This is a genomic window from Pedobacter ginsengiterrae, assembly GCF_039537385.1.
GTDB lineage: Bacteria > Bacteroidota > Bacteroidia > Sphingobacteriales > Sphingobacteriaceae > Pedobacter > Pedobacter ginsengiterrae.
In genome coordinates, this window is sequence record NZ_BAABAK010000010.1 from 298,820 (window position 1) to 320,721 (window position 21,902).

Consider the following 21,902-nt stretch of genomic DNA (forward strand, 5'->3'; position numbering starts at 1 on the left):
AGCGGCCTGCTATCACAAAGGATAGTAATGAATTTAAAAATCTTTAAACTTCAAATCCGCCCTAACAGGAAAGTGATCGGAGAGCTTTGCCTTTGGGATTAGATAATTTATAACTTCTAAATCTTTTGTTGTTGCAATATAATCGATTTGAAAATTAGGGAACTTACCGTTATATGTTTTGCCAAACCCCGAGCCTTTTTCGGTGAAAGTATTGTTTAAGCCCTTGGTAATTTGATTAACTGCGTATGATGCTGGCGTATCATTAAAATCGCCGGCAATAAGATATGGTGTACTGCATTTTGCCATCTCTTTTTTCATAATATCAACTTGTTCACTTCTCTTAATAAATGCTCGTTTTAGCATGACTAAAATTCTTTTCGATGCATACAGCTTGCCTCTTGTTTTTTGAGTTAACTGATCAAGAAACTGATAGTCTTGTGGTTTAAAGCTGATCGATTGAAAGTGTACATTAAAAATCCTTAAAGGTTTTCCGCTGATATCTAAATCAGCGTAAATACTCATATTATCGCCAGCGGCATCAAAAATAATTTTACCTTTTTCTTTAATCGGATATTTAGAAAATATGGCTAAACCGAAAGCATCATAATCGTTTTCTTCTGCAGGTTGAAAATAATAATAGTCGGTTTTTAACAATCTTTTTAAACTATCAATGGTATTAAACTGGCCTTTTTTTCTGGTATAAAATTCTTGAAAACAAATAATATCTGGGTTTTGGTCTTTAACCACCTTCAGCATTTTTTCTTTTGCTGGGATGGTGTTGTTTTCTCCGAAAAGTTTAAAGCTGTGCACATTGTAGGTCATCATTCTAATAGAGCCTTCGGTTTTTTGGCTTTCGCCTTCAATGCCACCAAAGCCAAAAGTTGCATGTAAGGTTTTATATCCAATGCCAACTAAACAAACAATAACAATAACGAAAGCCCATCTTTTTCTTAACGCCCACCAAATTGAAAAGAAAATGTTAATTAGCAGGGAATAGGGATAGGCTAAGGCAAAGTATGCAAATAAAATATTTGTACGTGGATCAACCCCACCTGCAATGGTTCCCAATAGCAAACAAACTGCCGCAACAATGGTTAAGGGCAAAAATATTTTATCAAAAAAAGTATATTTTGATTTAGGCTTTGGCATTTAATCTTTACTAGCTTTAAACAATTTTTCTTTTTCAGTTGCGGATAACTTATCATAGCCTGATGTAGATATCTTATCTAAAATCTCATCAATCTCTGTTTGCGAAACGCCCTTAAAAGTAGGCTTTTTAATTGGTTGCTCATTTTTTACAACCCTTAGTTTTGATTTTTTCTCGAAAATTTTACTCCAGTCGCGACCACCTTGTAAGCTCTTAATAAATACAAAACCTAAAACTGCACCACCTATATGCGCAAAGCTTCCGCCTGCATTTATAGAGCCAAGTGCCAGAATATCTAAAACGAAATAAGCAATGGCTAAGTATTTTATTTTTACTTCTCCTAAAAACATTAAGAAAATAGCATAGTTCGGTACAAGGGTTGCCGTTGCAACAATAATAGCCATTACAGCACCAGAAGCGCCAATAACAGTAATTCCGCCAAGGTTATCTGAAAATGCAGGGAATAGGTTTAAACCTGCAATAAAAAATAAAGCACCTGCTAACCCGCCAGCAATAAACACGAAGTGGAATTGGCGGCTCTTTAAAAAGTTCATAAAAATTTGCCCAAACCAAAATAAACCCAGCATGTTAAAAAAGAAATGGAAAAATCCATCGTGAAAAAACATGTAGGTAAAAACAGTGTAAAATCGCTCTGGCAGTTTGCTTAAGTCTGCAGGTAAACCTAAATAGTTTCTTACAAATTCATAAACATCGATATTGCTTCGGGTTAAAAAGGCAAATACAGCAATTACGGCAGTTAAAAGAAAGATTATGGTATTTATCCCGATATAAAAAAACAACGGATTACCCGAACGGAATACTTTAGAACTTAAATCTTTAAAAATATTGTTATTCATAGTAAGTGTAGAATGTTGTTTGTTTATCCTTCCATATTTTAACTAAAATAAAGCCAATTAATGCCCCCCCCAAGTGGGCATAATGGGCAATTGAATCGCCTTCAAACTGAGCAACCCCAAGAGATAATTCTATTAAAATATAAACGGGGATAATGTATTTTGCTTTAACTGGAACGGGGATAAACATAATATACAATTCGGCATTTGGATACAACATACCAAAGGCAACCAATAAGCCAAATATAGCACCCGATGCACCTAACATGCCTCCATAATAAATGGAGCCGAGCGTATTTGCCTGTGCCTGACTTGTAATTTTTGTTTGCCAACCCTCAAATAAAGTAAACTGCCCGATTAACTGGTGAACTTCAAAAGCTTGTACCGCCCATTGCAAGGCTAAAGCCCCCAATCCAGTAATCAGATAAAAAATAATGAATTTTTTAGGCCCCCATCTCGTTTCTAACAAGCTTCCAAAAGAATATAGAGCAAACATATTAAAGAATATGTGGGCAAATCCTCCATGCATAAACATGTAACTTAGCGGTTGCCAAAATCTAAAATTTGGAGAGTCGAAATAATAAACCGCAAGTATATTATCTAAACGGATTCCTTTCTGTTGAAAAAACCAGGTAGCTGCAAAAAATAAAATATTAATAATTAAAAGGTTTTTTACAACAGGTGGTATATGTATGTTATTCATTTATTTATTATTCTATTGCTTTTGGGTTTTTCATTAACTTCTTTCAGCTTTTCGCTCTGGTTTTGATGCTTGATACCTGCTACGCTTTCTTTTTCTTCCTTCCGCTTCCAATTACTTTTCAAATTTTTTATCCAGTTCAGCTAATGTAATCGTTTGGATAATTGGTTTTCCACTGGTGCTAAAGTTAGGGGTTTTACATGCGAAAAGCTCATCAATCAATGTATTCATTTCTTCTTGCCCTAAAGTTGTTCCTGCTTTTATTGCACTATTTTTAGCCAGGCTTCGAGCCAGGCGATCGCGTTTCGTTAACTTTAATTCTTGCTGTGTGTTTTTAAAACCTTCAATAAGCTGTTCAAACAATTGAGTTTCGTTAATGTTTGAACTTCCTAAATCGACAGGAATACCTTCTACAACCAATGTGTTTTTCCCAAACTCGCGAACATCAAAACCTAAGCTTTTAATATCATCGAGCAGGCTTTTAGCCAATTCAAAATCGTTGGCATTAAGCGTTATGGTTTGTGGAAATAAACTTTGTTGCGAAGCGCCTTTTCTATCATCAAGATGTACGAGAAAACGTTCGTAAAGGATGCGTTCGTGCGCCATTTGCTGATCGATAACCATTAAACCCGATTTGATTTGAGAAACGATATAACGATTATGCAATTGCATATATTGTTTTTGCTTGGTTTCTAAAATAGCATCATCTGCATAAAATGAAGTCTGCTCTACAACAGGTTGTTCGGTAATTTCATATAACGAACCCCAGTTTTTTGCGCTTGGTTTTGCATCGTAATTTCTTGGTGATGAGGCATAGCCTGAAACGGAAGTTGTTTCAGTAGCAAAAGGATTAAAATCTGGATTGAAATTTATGCTGGGCGGTACAATATCTTCTACCGCTTTTGGCGAAATCATATTGCTGAAACCTGTTTCCTGATCAAAATCTAAAGTTGGCGAAATATTGTATCTGCCAATCGAGCGCTTTACAGCAGATTTAAGAATGGCATAAATGGATTTTTCATCCAGATATTTAATTTCTGTTTTCGTTGGATGAACGTTGACATCAATTTTTGAAGGATCTATTTCTATAAATAATACATAAAGCGGATAACTGTCATCAGGCAACAACTCTTCAAAAGCGGAACTTACTGCATGATTGAGGTAGGGGTCTTTAATAAATCTGTTGTTTACAAAAAAGAACTGTTCTCCTCTGGTTTTCTTGGCGAAAGCTGGCTTTCCAATATATCCTTTAAGATTAATAATAGTTGTATCTTCTTCAACTGGAACTAAACGCTCGTTGTAGTTGTTACCGAATAGATGAACAATACGTTGTTTTAAATTTCCTTTTGGAAGGTTAAAAATTTCCGTTCCATCGTGATGTAAACTAAAAAAAACGGCAGGATGAGCCAATGCAACTCTTTGAAATTCGTCAAGAATATGGCGCATTTCTACTGGATTGCTTTTTAAGAAATTCCTTCGGGCTGGCGTATTAAAAAATAAATTCTTGATTGAAATTTGAGTGCCTGGCGAGGTCGCTACAGGCTCTTGAGCAGTAACTTGTGCGCCTTCAATGGTTATACAGGTGCCAATTTCATCTTCATGCCTGCGGGTTTTCATTTCAACCTGCGAAATTGCAGCGATAGAAGCCATAGCTTCACCACGAAACCCCATTGTTCGAATGGCAAATAAGTCTTCGGCCTTTTTTACTTTGGATGTTGCATGGCGTTCAAAACACATTCTGGCATCGGTAACGCTCATGCCACAACCATTATCAACAATCTGAATTAGTGCTTTACCCGCGTCTTTAATAACCAGTTGGATTTTATCGGCACCGGCATCAATAGAATTTTCTAGTAATTCCTTTACCGCAGAGGCAGGTCTTTGAACAACTTCTCCAGCAGCAATTTGATTGGCAACAGCATCGGGTAACAGGTGAATAATATCAGTCATGTAATATGGCAATGTGAATTCGCTAAATTATGCAAAATAAGCTTAATGAATGTGTTTTGTTTAAAACTCAACAGATAAATGACTGTAATTAAAAGCCATAAACTGATATGGCGTGACAATGTCGTAAACATGTCGCAACTAAAATTAAATTATAGATTTACATTTGTGAAACGCTTCTACTATGGAATTATCTCAAAAAATTAAAGAACTAAGAAATGTTAACGGGTTTAGTCAGGAAGAGCTTGCTAGAAAAGCACGCTTAAGTTTAAGAACTATTCAGCGAATAGAATTAGGCGAAACTGAACCTCGGGGCGATACTTTAATTAGGGTTGCAGGGGTATTTAATTTAAAACCAGAGGATTTGGTTTCCATACCTTTGAGTAAGGATAAATACTTTCTTCCAGTTTTAAATTTATCAGCACTGAGTTATATATTTTTTCCACTTTTAGGGTTTGTTGTTCCGCTGATTTTATGGGTGCTAAAAAGAGATGATTCATTTGATGCGGCAAGTAAAAAGCTTTTGAATTTTCAAATTACGTGGTGCATTGCTTTAGTAATCATATACGCTTTGTTGATTTCTCAAAAAATGTTTCACTTTGGAAGATTGGGCGGTCCCGAAAGTATGATCATCAGTATATTAGGATTGTATGCCATTAATTTTCTTCTAATTATTATTAATACTTTTCTTTCTGTTAATAATAAAAAACTTTTCTATCAGCCAGCGATTCCTTTTCTACGATAGGGACTGAAATATTATCTCTGATTTCAAAACCTCAGAGGTTTTGAAATTCATTTTGTAAAGCTCAATTTACAAGCCGAAATGATTTCAATTTTCTATCTTTATCGTTATGAAATCATTTCTCTACGCACTAGTTGCATTGGCTTTTTTCTCATCGTGTAGCAAAAAAGAGCAGGCCGACTTAATCGTTTACAATGCCAGGGTTTACACCGTTAATTCTACTTTCGATACTGTTCAGGCTTTAGCTGTAAAAGATGGTAAGATACTGGCGGTTGGTACAAGCGATGAGATTAAGAAACAATTCAAAGGAACTGAAGAAATTGATGCAGAAGGCAAAACGGTATATCCAGGTTTTATTGATGCACACGCACATTTTTACGGTTACGGACAAAGCCTGCAAACGGCCGATTTACGTGAAACAAAATCTTGGGCTGAGGTGCTTCAACGCTTAGCCGATTTTGCCAAAACACACCCCAACGGTTGGTTAATCGGTAATGGCTGGGATCAAAATGATTGGGAAGATAAAGCTTTTCCAACAAATGAAAAGTTAACCGCACTGTTTCCAGGTCGCCCCGTTTTTTTAACGCGTATTGATGGCCATGCCGCTATTGCCAATCAAAAAGCCTTTGATGATGCTGGAATTAAAAATGCGCAGCAGTTAACAGGTGGCGATATGCTTACTCAAAACGGAAAACTTACTGGTGTTTTAATTGATAATGCAGTAGGGTTGGTAGAAAGTAAAATTCCAGAACCTGATGCAAAGTTGGCAGAAAAGATCTTTATAGATGCACAGAAGAATTGTTTTGCTGCGGGCTTAACTACTATAGATGATTGTGGTTTGCCTTTTCAGGCTGTAGATTTTATTGAGAAACTACAAAAAGAAAGCAAACTTAAAATGCGTTTATATGTAATGCTTTCTGATGCACCTCAAAACTACGATTACCTTTTTAAACGTGGTGCCATTAAAACCGATCGGTTAAATGTTCGGGCTTTTAAGGTTTATGCTGATGGTGCTTTAGGCTCTCGTGGGGCTTGTTTGTTAAAACCTTATACCGATGTGCCAGAGAAAACAGGTTTCTTGCTAAGCGACCAAAAGCATTTTGAAGAAGTTGCAATAAAAATTGCCGAACATAATTTTCAAATGTGTACACATGCAATTGGTGATTCGGCCAATCGGGTTATGCTGAAAATCTACAATAAAATTTTAAAGGGCAAAAACGATAAACGCTGGAGAATTGAACACGCCCAGGTTGTTAATGCAAATGATTTTGACTTATTTGGTCAGGCGAGTATTGTTCCATCAGTGCAGCCTACACATGCAACCTCAGATATGTATTGGGCAGGACAAAGATTGGGTGCCGAAAGATTAAAAGGTGCTTACGCTTACAAGCAATTACTAAAACAAAACGGATGGATTCCATTAGGGACTGATTTTCCAGTAGAAAACATTAATCCATTATTAACGTTTTATGCAGCAACGGTTAGAGAAGATGCAAAAGGATTTCCTAAAGGTGGTTTTCAGATAGAAAATGCCCTAACGCCAGAAGAAGCATTAAAAGGCATGACCATTTGGGCGGCAAAAGCTAACTTCGAAGAAAATGAAAAGGGAAGCTTGGAAAAAGGAAAACTTGCCGATTTTGTAATCTTAGATAACGATATTTTAAAATCATCACCACAAAACATATTAAAAACCAAAGTTTTAAAAACCTATTTGAACGGAGAAAAAGTATATGAAGCGAAGTAGATTAATCATTCTGGCTGCGGCTTGTTTCCTTAACGTTTTATGTTTGATGGCCTGTGCGCAAGATCATGCAGCAAATGAAAAGAAACTTTCCATTGCCAATACAATATCAAAAACCACTGTTTTATTAAATAATCAGGATGCAATCGTACCACTAAAACAACTCGATAAAAAAAATATTGCATCAGTAAGTTTAAGCTTTGCCTATAGCTCGGTTTTCGATAGCTTGGCTAATAAGTACGATAAAATCACCTCATTCTCCGCCGATTCTTATAAAGACAGCGTAAATCTGAATGATTTAGAGGATGAGTTGAAGTATTTTAATACGATTTTAATTGCTATTGATGATGAGAATATAAATAAGGCAAAATACATCAACTTCATAAACAGCCTTAGTAAGAACAAAACAGTTATCGTTTCTTTTTTTGGAAATGGTACGGGTTTAAAATCTTTTGATGTTTTAAATACCCCGATTGTTTGGACTGCCCAGAATTCTATCGATGCTGCAGCAATTGTGCCACAGTATATTTTTGGTGGTATAGCGGCTACAAATAAACTAACAACAGCTTATTCTGCAAAATATACCGTTGGCTCTGGTTTTACAACTTCGGCAACAAGGTTGAAATATACTGTACCTGAAGATGCAGGTTTAAATTCAAATAGTTTTAAGGAAATTGATGGGATTGCGGCAGAAGCCATTAGTCAAAAAGCGACCCCAGGTTTAGTGGTTTTAGTTGCAAAAGATGGTAAGGTGATTTTTAATAAAGCTTACGGAACCCATACTTATGATTCTACTTTGCCAGATAAGGTTACTGATATTTTTGATTTGGCTTCGGTTACCAAAGTAACGGCTACCACGCCTTCCGTTATGCGCCTTTTCGAAGAAAACAAATTGAAGCTGGATACCAATATCGGCGCATATATTCCAAAAGCCCGTACCACGCCAATGAATAACATTCAGGTTCGTGAAGTCATGTTGCATCAGGCAGGATTTATTCCATACATTCCATTTCATGATTATGTAAAAACAGGAGATTACAGCAGAGATTCTTCTGCGGCATTTCCAACCAAGGTTGCCGATAACTATTACATTAAAAAAGGCTTTTTTAAAGATTTTATGTGGCCTAAAATGCTTAATTCGCCGATTAAGACTCGTGGGCAATATATTTACAGCGATATCAGTATGTATGTGATGAAAGATATTGTAGAGCACATTAGCGAGGAGCCTTTAAATCAGTATGCTTACGAAAATTTCTACAAACCTTTAGGTATGCAAACCGCAGGGTTTTTACCTAGAAATCGCTTCAAGCCTGAGCAGATTATTCCAACGGAAGATGATAAGTATTTCAGAAAAACATTGTTAGTCGGTTATGTGCACGATCAGGGTGCGGCCCTGGCAGGCGGAGTATCTGGCCATGCTGGCTTATTTTCGAGCGCTAACGATTTAGCTATAATTTATCAAATGCTTTTAAATCGTGGTACTTACGGTGGAGAAGAGTATTTCAAAGCGTCTACGGTAGATATGTTTACCTCTAAGCAATCAGCTGTGAGTCGTCGTGGTTTAGGTTTCGATCGTTGGGATCCGGATACCACCAAACATTACCCATCTGATTTGGCATCAGCACAAACCTATGGGCACACGGGCTACACAGGAACCTGTATTTGGGTTGATCCATCTCGTGGTTTGGTTTATGTTTTCCTTTCGAACCGAGTTAATCCATCGGTAAGCAACAAGCTCTCTGATTTAAAAATTCGAGGTCGCATACAGGATGTAGTAAACAAGGCAATTGATGAGTCCAAAAAGTAATCGGCACTGCTTAAGGCTTGCCTAGTCTTGGCTTAAATATAGCTGCGCCATACCATCGCCGCACCAAATTTTAATTTAATCTAAAACAAGTCCATGTTTTTACCGCAAAACATGGACTTGACATGGACTTGATATGGAGTTGAACACTGGAAGGACCCTAAAAGGCTGACCTATTTTAGGGGTTCTTCTAGGTTATCGAAGCTGCCACCCCCTCCTCGCAATAAGATCTTTATTTATTCGTCATCAAGCAGGGTGATGCATCCTTGCTCGAGTTGCTTAATTCTGGTGTCGAAACTTTTAATGGCTTCTGTATTTTTGGATGTCTGATACAAATAAGTTATTATACCTTTAGTTGTTTCATCAGGATCGCAGGCATAAGATTTTTCCAAATAGGCAACCGTTTTAAAGGCTAATTTTTTATAGTCTTCGAGTATTTTGCTGTGCAATGCAGCGTCGTTAGCGCTGGCCGCCTGATTCATTTTTACAGCCATTTCCTTGCAATCTTTAGCATAAAAACTGCCCAAAGCCAAATAGGGTACGTAATAGCCTGGCGTTAACTTAATGCTGCTTTCGTAGTACGGAACGGCTTTATCCATTTGATTGCTTTCTTCGTAAAGTCTGCCTAAATGATAAGTAACGTTAGCAATTTGCTTTGTCTTTAGTTCGGCTTTTCTGTTTAGTAGCGATAAGCCTAAATCAATCGCTTCTGCTCGCTTTGCTGGCGCCATCCTAACCATTGTATAATCCCAGTACAAATCTTCGATACTTTTAGTTTGAGCGAAAACAGAATTAATTCCAATAAATAATAAGAGGGCTAATAGATATTTTTTTTTCATGTAGTAAATTTAATGTTCGAAAATAAAAATAATGTTAAATCATCAGCTTTTTTGTATGGACAAAAAAAAGCATCAACTTTTGCTGATGCTTTTAACATTATACTTTCAACTTATTCAAGCTTTTATTTCTTTAATCCAATTTCTCTTAATCTTTCATCCAAATATTCACCTGCAGTCATATCGCTGTAAGCTTTAGGATGTTCTGCATCGATTGTAGATGGTAAACTCGTTAAATCCATATCGCTACGCGGATGCAGGAAAAATGGTACCGAAAAACGAGAGGTCTTCATTAACTCACGAGGTGGATTTACCACTCTGTGTGTAGTCGATTTTAATTTATTATTGGTTAAACGTTGCAACATATCGCCAACATTTACTACAATATCCGTGTGATGTGCTTTTATTGGTAACCATTCATTGCTGCGGGTTAATACTTCAAGTCCATCGGCACTAGCACCAATTAATAAAGTAATTAAGTTGATGTCTTCGTGTGCGCCTGCACGAACAGCGTCATCAGGGATAACTTCAGGGTTTTCAATCGGGAAGTAATGGATACCTCTTAGTATCGAATTTCCGTTATGTACATGCTTGTCGAAATAATCAATTGGTAATTCTAAATAAGTAGCAATGGCACGTAAAAGATATGTCCCATTCTCTTCCAGTTTTTTGTATGTATCGCCTGTTACTTTATTAAAATCAGGTAATTCTTCTAGGATTTCATTATCTGGGTATTCATTTTTAACTGGATCACCATCGGTAACTTCCTGTCCGATTTGCCAAAACTCTTTCAAATCAGGCGTTTTAGCACCTTTAGCGGTTTCCTTACCAGCGCTGGTGTAGCCACGCTGACCTGCAAGTTCAGGTTTTTCGTATTTTCTTTTAGTTTCTACTGTTAAAGCAAATGCCGACTGAATGTTTGTGTAAAGTTTATCAATCAATTCCTGACTTAAGCCATGGTTAGTAATGGTTACAAAACCAGAATCGTTAAAAGCTCTTCCAAGCTCATCAGAAAACTTTTTGCGTTCTTCTTCAGTTCCATTGATGTATGAACCTAAATCTAAACATGGAATATAGGGTGTAGACATAATTTTTTATTTTAATGTTCTACGAATTTAAAAAAGAATTGTTAATAAGTGTTTGGAGGCTTGTAATTATGGCTTTATTAATTTAATTATCAGTGTTTTAAGTTATTAACATTGAATGCAAAATCCACAAAATATCGCTTTGTCACACAAAATCCATTATTAATTATTGAGAAACTTTAAGTCATTTTATTTCGTAATATAGTAAGAAGAATGTTAATAGCTTTAGCTACAGTATTCTTAAAAATCACACACACACAACATGAAAAAAATAATTTTAATCTTATTATCGGTGTTGGCCTTAAACCAGGCCAATGCGCAAGGGAAGAAAACGGAAAAGGCAACATTTGGAATGGGTTGCTTTTGGTGTACTGAGGCTATATTTCAAAAATTGAAAGGTGTAGTTTCCGTAAAATCGGGTTATGAAGGCGGCAAAATTGCAAATCCAACCTATGAAGAAGTTTGCACGGGCTTAACTGGTCATGCCGAAGTTTTAGAGATTACCTATAACCCAATGCAAATTACTTATAAAGATTTATTGGAGGTTTTTTGGAAAAGCCACGATCCAACAACTTTAAACCGTCAAGGTGCAGATAGCGGAACCCAGTACCGATCGGTAATTTTTTACCATACACCAGAACAAAAAGAGTTGGCAGATAAATACAAGGCAGAGTTAAACGCAGCGAACGCTTATGGCAAGAAAGTAGTAACAGCGATCGAACCTGTAAAGCCGTTTTATGTTGCCGAAAGTTATCATCAAAATTATTATAAAAACAATGCTGATGCGCCATATTGTAGATTAGTGATTTTGCCGAAACTAGAAAAACTGGAAAAGATTTTTAAGGCAAAACTTAAATAAGCTTTAAAGGCAATAATTTATGCTCAGGCAAAATCTCTAATTGAGTTTTTTGCCTGAGCATTTTTGTGTTCGGCAGAATTTTTTGTTTATAAACCTGATTGCAATGGAAAGCCCGCACCCCAATTTAAGCACAATTATTAATTTTTATGGTTTGCTTGATTACTTCGCAGGTTTTATAAGGGGGCGGCTTGCAATGAAAAGCAGGAACAAGCTTAAACTGAAATACAGGTATTGCTTTTCGATTAAAATAAAGCGTATTTGATTTGTAAATTGTCAATTAATTGTTTTGAGCAATTAAACAATTAACCAACTCCGAACTTTCCGATGGTAAATATTACATTTGCAATATGAATACTGGCTTACAGCTTTACAATACGCTTACTCGTAAAAAAGAACTCTTTCAACCTTTAAATGCGCCCAATGTTGGGATGTATGTTTGCGGTCCTACTGTTTACAGTGATGTGCATTTAGGTAATTGCCGCACATTTATGTCGTTCGATTTAATTTTCAGGTATTTAAAATACGCTGGATATAAGGTTCGATATGTACGTAATATTACCGATGCCGGGCATTTGGAAGGCGATCGGGATGAGGGTGAGGATAAATTTGCAAAAAGAGCAAAGCTGGAGCAATTAGAGCCAATGGAAATTGTGCAGAAATACACATTAGGTTTCCATGATGTAATGCGCATGTTTAATACCTTGCCGCCAAGCATCGAGCCAACCGCTACAGGGCATATTATTGAGCAGATTGAAATGATTAAAGTAATCATCGAAAATGGCTATGCCTACGAAATTGGGGGCAATGTTTATTTCGATGTAGAAAAATATAGCAAACAATACAATTACACCATTTTAACCAATCGTAACCTCGAAGATATGCTGAACAACACCCGCGAACTGGGTGGACAGGATGAAAAACGAGGTAGACTGGATTTTGCATTATGGATTAAGGCAAAGCCTGAAACTTTGATGCAATGGCAATCGCCCTGGGGAATGGGGTTTCCAGGCTGGCATATAGAATGTTCTGCAATGAGTGCTAAATATCTAGGTGCCGAATTTGACATTCATGGCGGTGGTATGGATCTAGCCGCAACGCATCATACCAACGAAATTGCCCAGTCTGAGGCTTGCAGTCGCCACCAGCCTGCTCGTTTTTGGATGCACACCAATATGCTAACCGTGAATGGAACCCGCATGTCTAAATCAGCTGGTAACGGATTTCTTCCTTTACAGTTATTTACAGGCGACCACCCGCTTTTGAAAAAGGGTTATAGTCCGATGACGGTTAAGTTTTTCATGATGCAGGCGCATTATCGCAGTACTTTAGATTTCTCTAACGATGCACTTGATGCATCGGAAAAAGGATTTCGCAGGTTAATGGCTGCGGTTAATTTATTGGATAAATTATCAGTTTCTGAGCAAAATGAATTTGATATCGATTCATTAAAGGAAAACTGTATAAATGCAATGAATGATGATTTTAACAGTCCTGTTTTAATTGCAGAGTTGTTTGAAGCAGTAAGAATTATTAACACTGTTTACGATAATAAAGCAAAAATTTCGGCCGTTGAACTGGAGAAATTAAAGGCTTTGATAAACGATTTCGTTTTTGATATTTTAGGTTTAAAAGATGAAGAATCAGACAATTTAGAATTAAACAGCGTTTTAGATATGGTTATCGAATTGCGTAAAGAAGCTAAAGAAAACAAAGATTACGCTACATCTGATAAAATTAGAATTGGTTTACAGGAATTGGGTATTCAGCTCAAGGATGGTAAAGAGGGTACAACCTGGAGTAAAGCATAGTTTAGAACTACGTTTCTTATTGCGATTTTAATTTTGGGAGTAGCCCATTCCCCCTTCGAATGGGGAGCATAATGTTTATAGCAGGGCGCAGAATTCTATAATTTATAGGAAATTAATAAAATGAATAAAAAACTTTTAATACTGCCTTTAATTGCAATTATCGGATTTCAGGCCTGTAAGAACGATAAAAAAGCAACAGAAGAAACCACAGTACAAGAAATAAAATTGGTTTCGCCAGAATTTAATGCCGATTCTGCTTTTGCCTATACCAAAGCACAAGTAGATTTCGGACCAAGAATTCCAGGCACTGCGGCCCATCAAAAATGTGCCGATTATTTGGTTGCCAAGCTAAAATCTTTCGGTGCTGATGTTAAAATTCAAGGGGAGAAAACAACTACCTACGACGGTAAAAGCTATCAGTTGAAAAATATTATGGCATCTTTTAGTCCTGAGAAAAAAGAAAGAGTTTTGATTAGTGCCCACTGGGATGCTCGCCCGTTTTCGGATCAGGATACAGACCCCGCAAACCATACAAAAGCTTTTGATGCAGCAAATGATGGTGGAAGTGGTGTTGCGGTAATTTTAGAAATGGCTCGTCAAATTCAGCAAAAAAAGCCAAATGTGGGTGTCGATTTTGCTTTATGGGATTTAGAAGATTATGGTAAAGCAAATGATGAAACACCTGATGAAACGACCTGGTGTTTAGGTTCTCAGTTTTGGGCAAAAAATGCAATATCTACTGGCTATAAAGCACTATATGGTATTAACCTCGATATGGTAGGGGGTGGAAGCGCTCAGTTTACTCAAGACGAAATTTCTCGTCAGGCCGCACCAGATGTTGTAAGTAAAGTTTGGAACATCGGAAGCGAAATTGGTTATTCATCATACTTTGTAAGTATTCAAAGTGGTAAATTGGTTGATGATCATTTCTGGATGAACAAAGCAGGTGTTCCATCGATTGACATTATTCACTACAACGATAACAGCGGTTTTTACATCAACTGGCATACGCAGTTAGATAATTTAGCTAACATTGATAAAAATACTTTAAAGGCGACTGGGCAAACGGTTCTCGAAACCATCTATCGCGAAAAGTAAAATGTTCAATTGTTAATTACTTTTACAAACACACTTCAAAGAAACTTTTATATTCGTCATACCTTATTAAAACACAAATGAAACAACTATTCTCAACCACAATAGCGGTTGCTTTAACTTTAAGTGCTTTTGCGCAGAAAAGCGATGGAACCACAAAATCGCTTATAAACGCTGAAAATGAATTCGAAAAATCGATAGCTAAAATCGGGGATAAAGATTCATATCTGGAATATTCTTCGGCAAATACATTGGTTTTCAGGCCTAACCCTGTTAATGCAAAAACTTTTTATGGTGCGCAAACTAAAGGCATGAACGAAGTAAGTTGGGAACCAAATTTAGCTAGGGTTTCAAAAAGTGGCGATTGGGGTTTTACAACCGGAACTTATCAGGTTGGTAAAACCGATAAAAAATATGGTCAATACCTTTCTATCTGGAAGGCTGAAGGCGGTAAGTGGAAACTAGCTATCGATTTAGGAACTGAAAGTAACAAGCCTCTTGCTAAAATTGCAGATAGATTTGTTGAGCCTAAAGAACGCATTGCACCGAAAACTTTTATCAACGAAAAAGAAATAAAGGCAGGTAAGGATGTTATTCTTACTACCGAAAAAACACTTAATACATTCCTTAAAACACATGGTATTGGTGCTTTTGGTGGGTTTTTAACTAACGATGCCCGTTTGCTTTTCCCTGGCAACGAAGCCATTGAAGGAAAAGGAAAAGTGCTTTCTTTTTTAAACGGTATGATCGGTAAAATCAATTTAAAAACGACAGGTGTTGATAAAGCAGCGGGAAGTGATTTTGCTTATACTTATGGTGTTGCAACTGTAGATTACAAAGCAGATTTACGCGAAAGTTTTAACTATGTATTTGTTTACGAAAAAGCTGCCGATGCAAGCTGGAATTTAATTGTTCAGGCCTTTGTACCCGCAGAAAGATAATATTTTAATGTGAATGTTGAAAAGGGCTCTCCGTAAAAAGAAAGCCCTTTTTTTATAAGTAAATCCCTAATTTTACGTTTATTCTTAAAACAAGTTTCATGTATAAAAAATTATTTCTTTTACCGCTCTTCACGCTATTGTTCTTAAATGTATTTGCACAAAAGCAAAAATTCGATGTACAGGGAAAAGCTGGTGCTCGTGGCATTATGCCCGAAAACACAATTAAAGGCATGTTAAAAGCATTGGATTTAGGTGTAAATACATTGGAAATGGATGCAGTAATTTCGAAAGATAAGCAAGTTGTTTTATCGCAGGAACCTTATTTTAATAACGAAATTTCTTTACAGCCAAACGGGAAGGCTATTACCTTAAAAGATCAAAAGAACTTCAATATTTATAAAATGAATTATGATGAAATAAGGAAGTTTGATGTTGGAAGTAAAGTGCATAATCGTTTTCCTGGGCAAACGAAATATAAAGCTTCCAAGCCTTTACTTTCTGAAACCATTGATGCTGTTGAGCAGTATGTAAAGGAAAATAAGCTGGCCAAGCCTGTTTATAGTATCGAAACGAAAACAATTAAAAACGGCGATAATGAATTTCATCCAGAGCCGGCAGAATTTGTCGATTTGATTATGGATGTAATTAACAATAAGAAACTTGCAAAAAGGGTTATTATCGAATCTTTCGATATGAGAACCTTGCAATACTTACATGAAAAATACCCTAAGATTCAAACTTCTTTACTTATTGATGAAAAAGAACCTTTTGAAACTTATATTGAGAAGCTTGGGTTTAAACCTACCATTTATAGCCCATATTCTATTTTAGTTGGAAAAGGACTGGTTGATCGCTGCCATGCAATGGGCATTAAAATAATCCCGTGGACGGTAAATACAATTAAGGATATTAAATATTTTATGGACTTAGGAGTTGATGGCGTAATTACGGATTATCCTAATTTAATCAGCCAGATTAAATAGCTTTAAAAGCATAAAAAAAAGCGCTGATGTAAATCAGCGCTTTTTTTTATGTCATGTTATTTTATCTTAATGATGTGGCTCAGCAGTTTCTGCTTTCTCATGATGTGCAGGTGCTTCAATTTTTTCGTGAGATGACTTAGGTTCTTCGTGATTGAAAATTGGTCTGGTAAATGCAACGCAAAGAATTAATACAATAATCCATGCGGTTAATGGCAATGCCCAAATACCTTTTGTTTCTTGAACTGGTGCGTGTGAGTCGTGAGCTGACATATCGAATATTTTTGATTTAAGATTTATGCTTTGTAATTGTCTGGTAAAGATAGCAACAAAGTTTAAATTATAAAGATTTGAATTTATTTATCTAAAGAATCAGACGATCTACTATGCCCGATTTTTTCCAGCCTTTACCATTCGTTCGCTTATAAATCACACATGTATCTGAAAAATAGTTCTCTTCGTTTTTGCTTTTAGAACTAAATGCGGTGAAATTAATGAATGCATATTGTCTATCATTGCTGAAAATTGGTTCAGATGTTTTAAAATAAAAAGTCTTTATTTCTGATGACAATTTGATCGTTGAGTAATTTGTACCTTTTAAATTAATTTTCTTTGGTTTTGTCAATTTTGCCTTGGCGCTCAGATATTTTTTCTCCTCATCAGAAAATTTAGAATTTAGTTTTTCATCCTTGAACAAATATACATTGTGATATAGATGATGTTCATCATCTTTTATTTCATCAAGAACTTTTGCTGATTTTAAATTAATTCCATCCAACCAAAATCTTTTAGAATAAAACGGTTCAGTTGTGTTAATGATATAAATTTGTGAAGGTTGCTTATTGCCTAAAGCCGTAGTAATTTTGAAATTTGATTTATCAGAAAAAGTTAATCTATAAATTTCTTCTGATTGGCCATACCCGTTTTTGAAGCACAAGAAAATTAATATGATTAAAGAGTATCTTAACATATTAACTTACTATTTCAGTTTCACAACAAATCTTTAATAATTTTTTCGATAGATAAGCCTTCGGCTTCGGCACGGTAATTACGCACAATACGGTGGCGCAGGATTGGTTCTGCAACAGCTTGTACATCCTCGATATCGGGCGCATATTTACCTGAAATTGCAGCGTGACATTTTGCGCCTAAAACTAAAAACTGCGAGGCACGCGGACCAGCGCCCCAACTGATGTACTTATTAATTGCATCAGTTGCAAATTCGCTATTCGGACGGGTTTTAGCGGCAAGTTTTACCGCATATTCTAAAACGTTATCCGTTACCGGAATATCACGAATTAACTTCTGGAAATATTGAATATCATCTGCATGGATGATTTTTTGAAGCTGAATGGCTTTATTACTCGTAGTGTTTTTAACAATTGTTAACTCATCAGCAAAAGCTGGATAATTTAACTGGATGTTAAACATAAAACGATCCAATTGCGCCTCAGGAAGCGGGTAGGTGCCTTCCTGTTCAATAGGGTTTTGAGTGGCCAGTACAAAAAATGGCTTCGGTAAAGTATGGGTTTGCCCTGCAGCGGTAACCGATTTCTCTTGCATGGCTTCTAATAAAGCAGCCTGAGTTTTTGGAGGTGTACGGTTAATTTCATCGGCAAGAATTATATTTGAAAAAACAGGCCCTTTAATAAATTTAAAGTGCCTGTCTTCTCCTAATATCTCTGCGCCGATAATATCGCTAGGCATTAAATCGGGTGTAAATTGAATTCTATTAAAATCGAGGTCTAAAACCGATGCTACTGTTTGTACAAGTAAAGTTTTTGCTAATCCAGGTACGCCAACCAACAAACAATGTCCGTTGCTGAATATGGCGATTAAAACAGATTTTATAATGTCGTCCTGACCAATTACAACCTTGCTGATTTCAGCTTTAATGTTATTAAATGATTGGTGAAGAGCATCTACAGCTTCTACTTCGTTCTTATACTGCATTGGCGTTATTTAGTTTCGGTATTCTTTTTAGTCCAGATTTTTAACTGGTCGCAATCTTGAAATTCATCATCAATTTTAATGAAAGTACTTTCACGACGTTTCTCAAACCATTCGCTTAAGGTACGATTTGTTTTGTCGCTTTGTGCGGCCTCCTTAATTTTTGGAAAATCCTGTGCTAAATTTGCTTTGTGTGGTGGTATTTTAGATTTTAAATATAAAATACGATAACCTTGCTTACCATCAGCAGCCGTAAATAAATCGGGCTTAGAAACACCGCCAACTTTCATTGTATCAATAACTAAAAATACAGATGGATCTAATTTATCAATTGGAATAAATGTGGTTCGTGCCTGTACGTTTTCTGCATTAAGCATCATACCGCCGTTATACTTAGTTTCTTTATTATCCGAATACAAATTTGCACCAGCTGCAAAAGTTAATTTTTTAGCGATAATGTTGTTGTAAATACTATCTGCATGAATTTTTGTTCTATCTAAACTCGCCTGTGTACTTTTTGGCATAATTAAGATGTGTCGGGCATGAACTTGTTCACCTCTACGCTCGATTACCTGCAAAATATGGTAGCCAAACTCCGTTTCAAACACTGGCGACATTTCGCCTGCTTTAAGTTTAAAAGCCCATGCTGTAAATTCTTTAGCCATCATACTTCTGTCGAAGAAACCTAAATCGCCACCATCACTAACCGAACCTGGATCTTCTGAATAAGCTTTAGCTAAAGCACCAAAATCCTCGCCACCTTTAATTCTTAAACGTAATGCTTCAATTTTATCATGAAACCGCTCTTTTTCTGCTTTAGTTAGCTTTGGGTTTAAAACAATTTCACCGATTTCAACTTCTGTATTAAACTCTGGAAGAGAATCACCTAAGGATTTGAAATATTTCTCAACTTCCATTGGTGTAACGTTAATGTGTTCGGTAATTTTCGATTGCATTTTTTGGGCAATTAACTCATCCTTAATCGATGGTCTCATTTCATCCTTATATTGCAATAATGATTTATTTAAAAATTGCTCCAAACGTTCTTGTCCGCCTGCACGTTGAGTCATCGAACGCATTCTTCTGTTAACCTCATCATCAACCTGATTATCTTCTACCATAACCGAATCGATTTCGGCTTGCTGTTTCAATAATTTCTGGGTTAATGTTTGTTGTAAAATCATACACTTAATACTTGGGTTGGGTTGATTCCCCTGATATAAGTATTGCGTATATTGTTGATTTAAATCAGATAATAAAACAATGTTATTACCTACCACAGCAGCAACTTTATCAATATTATGCTTGCCTGGTTGAGCGTAAGTATTTAAAAACAAGCTCAGTAAGGCGGTTACTGCTAAAAAAACTTTCTTCATTCTATTTATTATATTTTCAAATTTAATACTAATGGTTTAATTAATGCAGATTGAAGGCGATTTATAACTTCGCTAATTTTTTCACTTCATTCTCATTAATCTTTACCAGATACTTTTCGCGAAGATTTTTTAACCAATCTTCTTCCAGTTTCTGTTGATAATCGGCGATAACTTCGCCTCTTATTTCACTTAATTCTTTATTGTAATTCTTTTTGTTTTTTCTGTAAAAATCGTCAATTGCCTGCTCGTCTTCCTGTGCTTTTTCCCAAATTTTTTGTTCAGAAACGTTAAACATTAAAACGCCTTCTTTATATTCATTCACCAGATAATTATGGTCTTTACCCGAATTGCTTATTTTTTTATGCGTAGTTAAAGCACTTTCATAAGTTTTAACTTCTTCCTGGTAGGTGGCATTTTTATCCAAACCCATCTCGCGGGCATCCAATACTTTTAATTTAAAATCAATGTATAAGTTTAGGTAAGCCAGTAAGTCGTTATAATCTGAAGGTGTGTTTCCGTTATGACTTTTTTTATAAGCCCACATAAACTCCTTACTACTTAAAGGTTTACTGTTAATTATGGCCACGTTTTGAGCAAACGCTGAACTACATAACAAACTGAAAACAAATAAGCAATATGCTTTTCTCACACAGAATATTCTATAAATTTTAAAGGATAAAAGTAACAATAAGCAGGGCTATTATAAGATATTTAACTAATTTTAACAGAAATTATTATACTGCAAAAATACGAATGGAAAGTCAGGTTACCAACAATGCGAATGCTTTACGATTATTTTTTACAGATGATGTTTTCGTTGTTGAAGATAAATCTGTTCAAATCGTGCTTCCTGCTGTTACTGAGGCGGTTTCTGCAACTGTTTCTATTCCAAAGGTTGAAGCAAAAGAAGCAGTTGTTGTAGTAGAAAACACCGTAATTCCTGCCGAAAAACCGTTACCACCATCAGAAAGTTATGCGCAAAAAGGCGAAATTCTGCCTATTGTGGAAGAACCTTTACAACCTAAAGCATTTAAATTTTTAGGAGGAAATAAAAAATCGGTATTGATTTTAGTAAACGATGCAGCTTACGATGTGAGCACAGAACAAGGTAGAGAATTACTTAGAAAAATTGTAAAAGCAGTTGATTTAGCTACACCCGATTTTGCCTTATTAAATTATGCTAATTATAAGGGAACAACTTACGCGGAATTACATCAATTTTTTAAACCACAAATTATGCTTTCGTTTGGGGTAGAGGCAAGCCACTTACAACTTAATTTAAACTGGGCAGGAGAAATTATTGTTCATGAAACAACGAGGATAATTTTTGCGCCTAATCTTCATCCTTTAGATAGCGATTTGTCAGCCAAGAAATCGCTTTGGGGAAATCTCCAGAAGATTAAATAATCGCCAAATTTCCAGAACCATTCACATTTTTTATGAAAAAGCTTGTTTTCGCAACGAATAATAAAAATAAAACAGAAGAGATTCGTTTAAGCCTTAGTGGCCAATACGAAGTGCTTAACCTGGAAGATATAGGTTGTTTTACCGACATCCCAGAAACGGCTGATACTTTTGAAGGTAACGCAACATTAAAAAGCAGTTATGTTGTAGCGCACTACAATTTAGATTGCTTCGCTGATGATAGCGGCCTTGAAATTGAGGCTTTAAATAGTGAACCTGGTGTTTATTCTGCCCGATATGCTGGAAGCAGAGATCCTTTGGATAATATTAAACTGGTTTTGCATAAACTAGAAGGCATAGAAAATAGAAAGGCCAGATTTAAAACGGTGATTTCCTTAATGCGTGGTGGCGAAAATTATTTATTTGAAGGCGTAATCAATGGCACTATAAGAACAGAATTATCGGGTGCAAAAGGTTTTGGTTACGATCCGATTTTTCAACCTGACGGTTACCAGATTACATTCGCCGAAATGGAAATGGCTGAAAAGAATAAAATTAGCCATAGAGCGATTGCACTGCAAAAGATGATCGCGTTTTTAAAAGGATAAATTTTTTAAAGGAAACGATTACTCT

General features: G+C 36.0%; 21 protein-coding genes. 10 read left to right on the forward strand and 11 right to left on the reverse strand.

Annotated elements, in window-relative coordinates; genetic code table 11:
• Positions 1 to 33: 33 nt before the first annotated feature.
• The 4 genes from ABD692_RS10810 to mutL all read right to left on the reverse strand — a co-directional run bounded on the left by ABD692_RS10810 (position 34) and on the right by mutL (position 4,651).
• Positions 34 to 1,149: an endonuclease/exonuclease/phosphatase family protein gene (locus tag ABD692_RS10810; RefSeq protein WP_344766866.1), complete on the reverse strand. Its 1,116-nt coding sequence runs from the start codon at positions 1,147 to 1,149 to the stop codon at positions 34 to 36.
• On the reverse strand, positions 1,150 to 2,004 hold the full coding sequence (locus ABD692_RS10815; protein WP_344766869.1) for a rhomboid family intramembrane serine protease: 855 nt from the start codon (positions 2,002 to 2,004) through the stop codon (positions 1,150 to 1,152).
• A complete protein-coding gene (locus tag ABD692_RS10820; RefSeq protein WP_316756221.1) occupies positions 1,997 to 2,704 on the reverse strand; it encodes a rhomboid family intramembrane serine protease in 708 nt (235 codons plus the stop codon). The genes ABD692_RS10815 and ABD692_RS10820 overlap by 8 nt, the downstream gene beginning before the upstream one ends.
• A gap of 111 nt (positions 2,705 to 2,815) precedes the next feature.
• Positions 2,816 to 4,651, reverse strand: coding sequence for a DNA mismatch repair endonuclease MutL (gene mutL / locus ABD692_RS10825; RefSeq protein WP_344766872.1), 1,836 nt, complete (start codon positions 4,649 to 4,651; stop codon positions 2,816 to 2,818).
• A 181-nt stretch (positions 4,652 to 4,832) separates the two neighbouring features.
• On the opposite strand from mutL, the gene ABD692_RS10830 reads away from it, so the two are divergent.
• The 3 genes from ABD692_RS10830 (at position 4,833) to ABD692_RS10840 (ending at position 8,938) form a co-directional block, all read left to right on the forward strand.
• Positions 4,833 to 5,393 carry a helix-turn-helix domain-containing protein gene (locus ABD692_RS10830; protein ID WP_344766878.1) on the forward strand — a complete coding sequence of 187 codons (561 nt, stop codon included), beginning with the start codon at positions 4,833 to 4,835 and terminating at the stop codon, positions 5,391 to 5,393.
• A gap of 106 nt (positions 5,394 to 5,499) precedes the next feature.
• Entirely contained in the window at positions 5,500 to 7,134 is a 1,635-nt protein-coding gene (locus ABD692_RS10835; protein ID WP_344766880.1) for an amidohydrolase, read from the forward strand.
• On the forward strand, positions 7,121 to 8,938 hold the full coding sequence (locus ABD692_RS10840; RefSeq protein WP_344766882.1) for a serine hydrolase domain-containing protein: 1,818 nt from the start codon (positions 7,121 to 7,123) through the stop codon (positions 8,936 to 8,938). Before ABD692_RS10835 ends, ABD692_RS10840 begins: the two co-directional genes overlap by 14 nt.
• A 233-nt stretch (positions 8,939 to 9,171) precedes the next feature.
• Here ABD692_RS10840 and ABD692_RS10845 read toward each other — a convergent pair whose 3' ends face one another.
• Together ABD692_RS10845 and ABD692_RS10850 are read right to left on the reverse strand one after the other, a co-directional pair.
• A complete protein-coding gene (locus ABD692_RS10845) occupies positions 9,172 to 9,774 on the reverse strand; it encodes a tetratricopeptide repeat protein (RefSeq protein WP_344766884.1) in 603 nt (200 codons plus the stop codon).
• Positions 9,775 to 9,896: 122 nt separating this feature from the next.
• Positions 9,897 to 10,859 carry an isopenicillin N synthase family dioxygenase gene (locus ABD692_RS10850; RefSeq protein ID WP_344766886.1) on the reverse strand — a complete coding sequence of 321 codons (963 nt, stop codon included), beginning with the start codon at positions 10,857 to 10,859 and terminating at the stop codon, positions 9,897 to 9,899.
• 259 nt (positions 10,860 to 11,118) lie between these two features.
• Here ABD692_RS10850 and msrA point away from each other — a divergent pair, with 259 nt between their 5' ends.
• From msrA to ABD692_RS10875, 5 genes are all read left to right on the forward strand, one after another.
• A complete protein-coding gene (gene msrA / locus ABD692_RS10855) occupies positions 11,119 to 11,715 on the forward strand; it encodes a peptide-methionine (S)-S-oxide reductase MsrA (RefSeq protein WP_316756234.1) in 597 nt (198 codons plus the stop codon).
• A 347-nt stretch (positions 11,716 to 12,062) separates the two neighbouring features.
• Positions 12,063 to 13,523: a cysteine--tRNA ligase gene (gene cysS / locus ABD692_RS10860; RefSeq protein WP_344766891.1), complete on the forward strand. Its 1,461-nt coding sequence runs from the start codon at positions 12,063 to 12,065 to the stop codon at positions 13,521 to 13,523.
• Positions 13,524 to 13,643: 120 nt separating this feature from the next.
• The gene (locus ABD692_RS10865; RefSeq protein ID WP_316756238.1) at positions 13,644 to 14,621 is read left to right on the forward strand and encodes a M28 family peptidase; all 978 of its coding nucleotides are present in this window, start codon (positions 13,644 to 13,646) and stop codon (positions 14,619 to 14,621) included.
• Positions 14,622 to 14,698: 77 nt separating this feature from the next.
• Positions 14,699 to 15,559: a nuclear transport factor 2 family protein gene (locus ABD692_RS10870; RefSeq protein WP_344766894.1), complete on the forward strand. Its 861-nt coding sequence runs from the start codon at positions 14,699 to 14,701 to the stop codon at positions 15,557 to 15,559.
• Positions 15,560 to 15,657: 98 nt separating this feature from the next.
• Positions 15,658 to 16,542, forward strand: a complete 885-nt coding sequence (locus ABD692_RS10875) for a glycerophosphodiester phosphodiesterase family protein (protein ID WP_344766896.1) — start codon at positions 15,658 to 15,660, stop codon at positions 16,540 to 16,542.
• 66 nt (positions 16,543 to 16,608) lie between these two features.
• Here the strand turns inward: ABD692_RS10875 and ABD692_RS10880 are convergent, their stop codons facing one another.
• The 5 genes from ABD692_RS10880 to ABD692_RS10900 all read right to left on the reverse strand — a co-directional run bounded on the left by ABD692_RS10880 (position 16,609) and on the right by ABD692_RS10900 (position 20,451).
• Positions 16,609 to 16,812: a hypothetical protein gene (locus ABD692_RS10880; RefSeq protein WP_344766898.1), complete on the reverse strand. Its 204-nt coding sequence runs from the start codon at positions 16,810 to 16,812 to the stop codon at positions 16,609 to 16,611.
• A 91-nt stretch (positions 16,813 to 16,903) separates the two neighbouring features.
• The gene (locus ABD692_RS10885) at positions 16,904 to 17,509 is read right to left on the reverse strand and encodes a hypothetical protein (RefSeq protein WP_344766900.1); all 606 of its coding nucleotides are present in this window, start codon (positions 17,507 to 17,509) and stop codon (positions 16,904 to 16,906) included.
• Positions 17,510 to 17,529: 20 nt separating this feature from the next.
• Positions 17,530 to 18,492, reverse strand: coding sequence for an AAA family ATPase (locus ABD692_RS10890; protein ID WP_316756248.1), 963 nt, complete (start codon positions 18,490 to 18,492; stop codon positions 17,530 to 17,532).
• Positions 18,493 to 18,497: 5 nt separating this feature from the next.
• A complete protein-coding gene (locus tag ABD692_RS10895) occupies positions 18,498 to 19,865 on the reverse strand; it encodes a peptidylprolyl isomerase (RefSeq protein ID WP_316756250.1) in 1,368 nt (455 codons plus the stop codon).
• 61 nt (positions 19,866 to 19,926) lie between these two features.
• The gene (locus tag ABD692_RS10900) at positions 19,927 to 20,451 is read right to left on the reverse strand and encodes a hypothetical protein (RefSeq protein ID WP_316756252.1); all 525 of its coding nucleotides are present in this window, start codon (positions 20,449 to 20,451) and stop codon (positions 19,927 to 19,929) included.
• Positions 20,452 to 20,618: 167 nt separating this feature from the next.
• Here ABD692_RS10900 and ABD692_RS10905 point away from each other — a divergent pair, with 167 nt between their 5' ends.
• Entirely contained in the window at positions 20,619 to 21,272 is a 654-nt protein-coding gene (locus ABD692_RS10905; RefSeq protein ID WP_344766904.1) for a hypothetical protein, read from the forward strand.
• 32 nt (positions 21,273 to 21,304) lie between these two features.
• Positions 21,305 to 21,877 carry an RdgB/HAM1 family non-canonical purine NTP pyrophosphatase gene (gene rdgB, locus ABD692_RS10910; RefSeq protein ID WP_344766906.1) on the forward strand — a complete coding sequence of 191 codons (573 nt, stop codon included), beginning with the start codon at positions 21,305 to 21,307 and terminating at the stop codon, positions 21,875 to 21,877.
• Positions 21,878 to 21,902 lie beyond the last annotated feature (25 nt).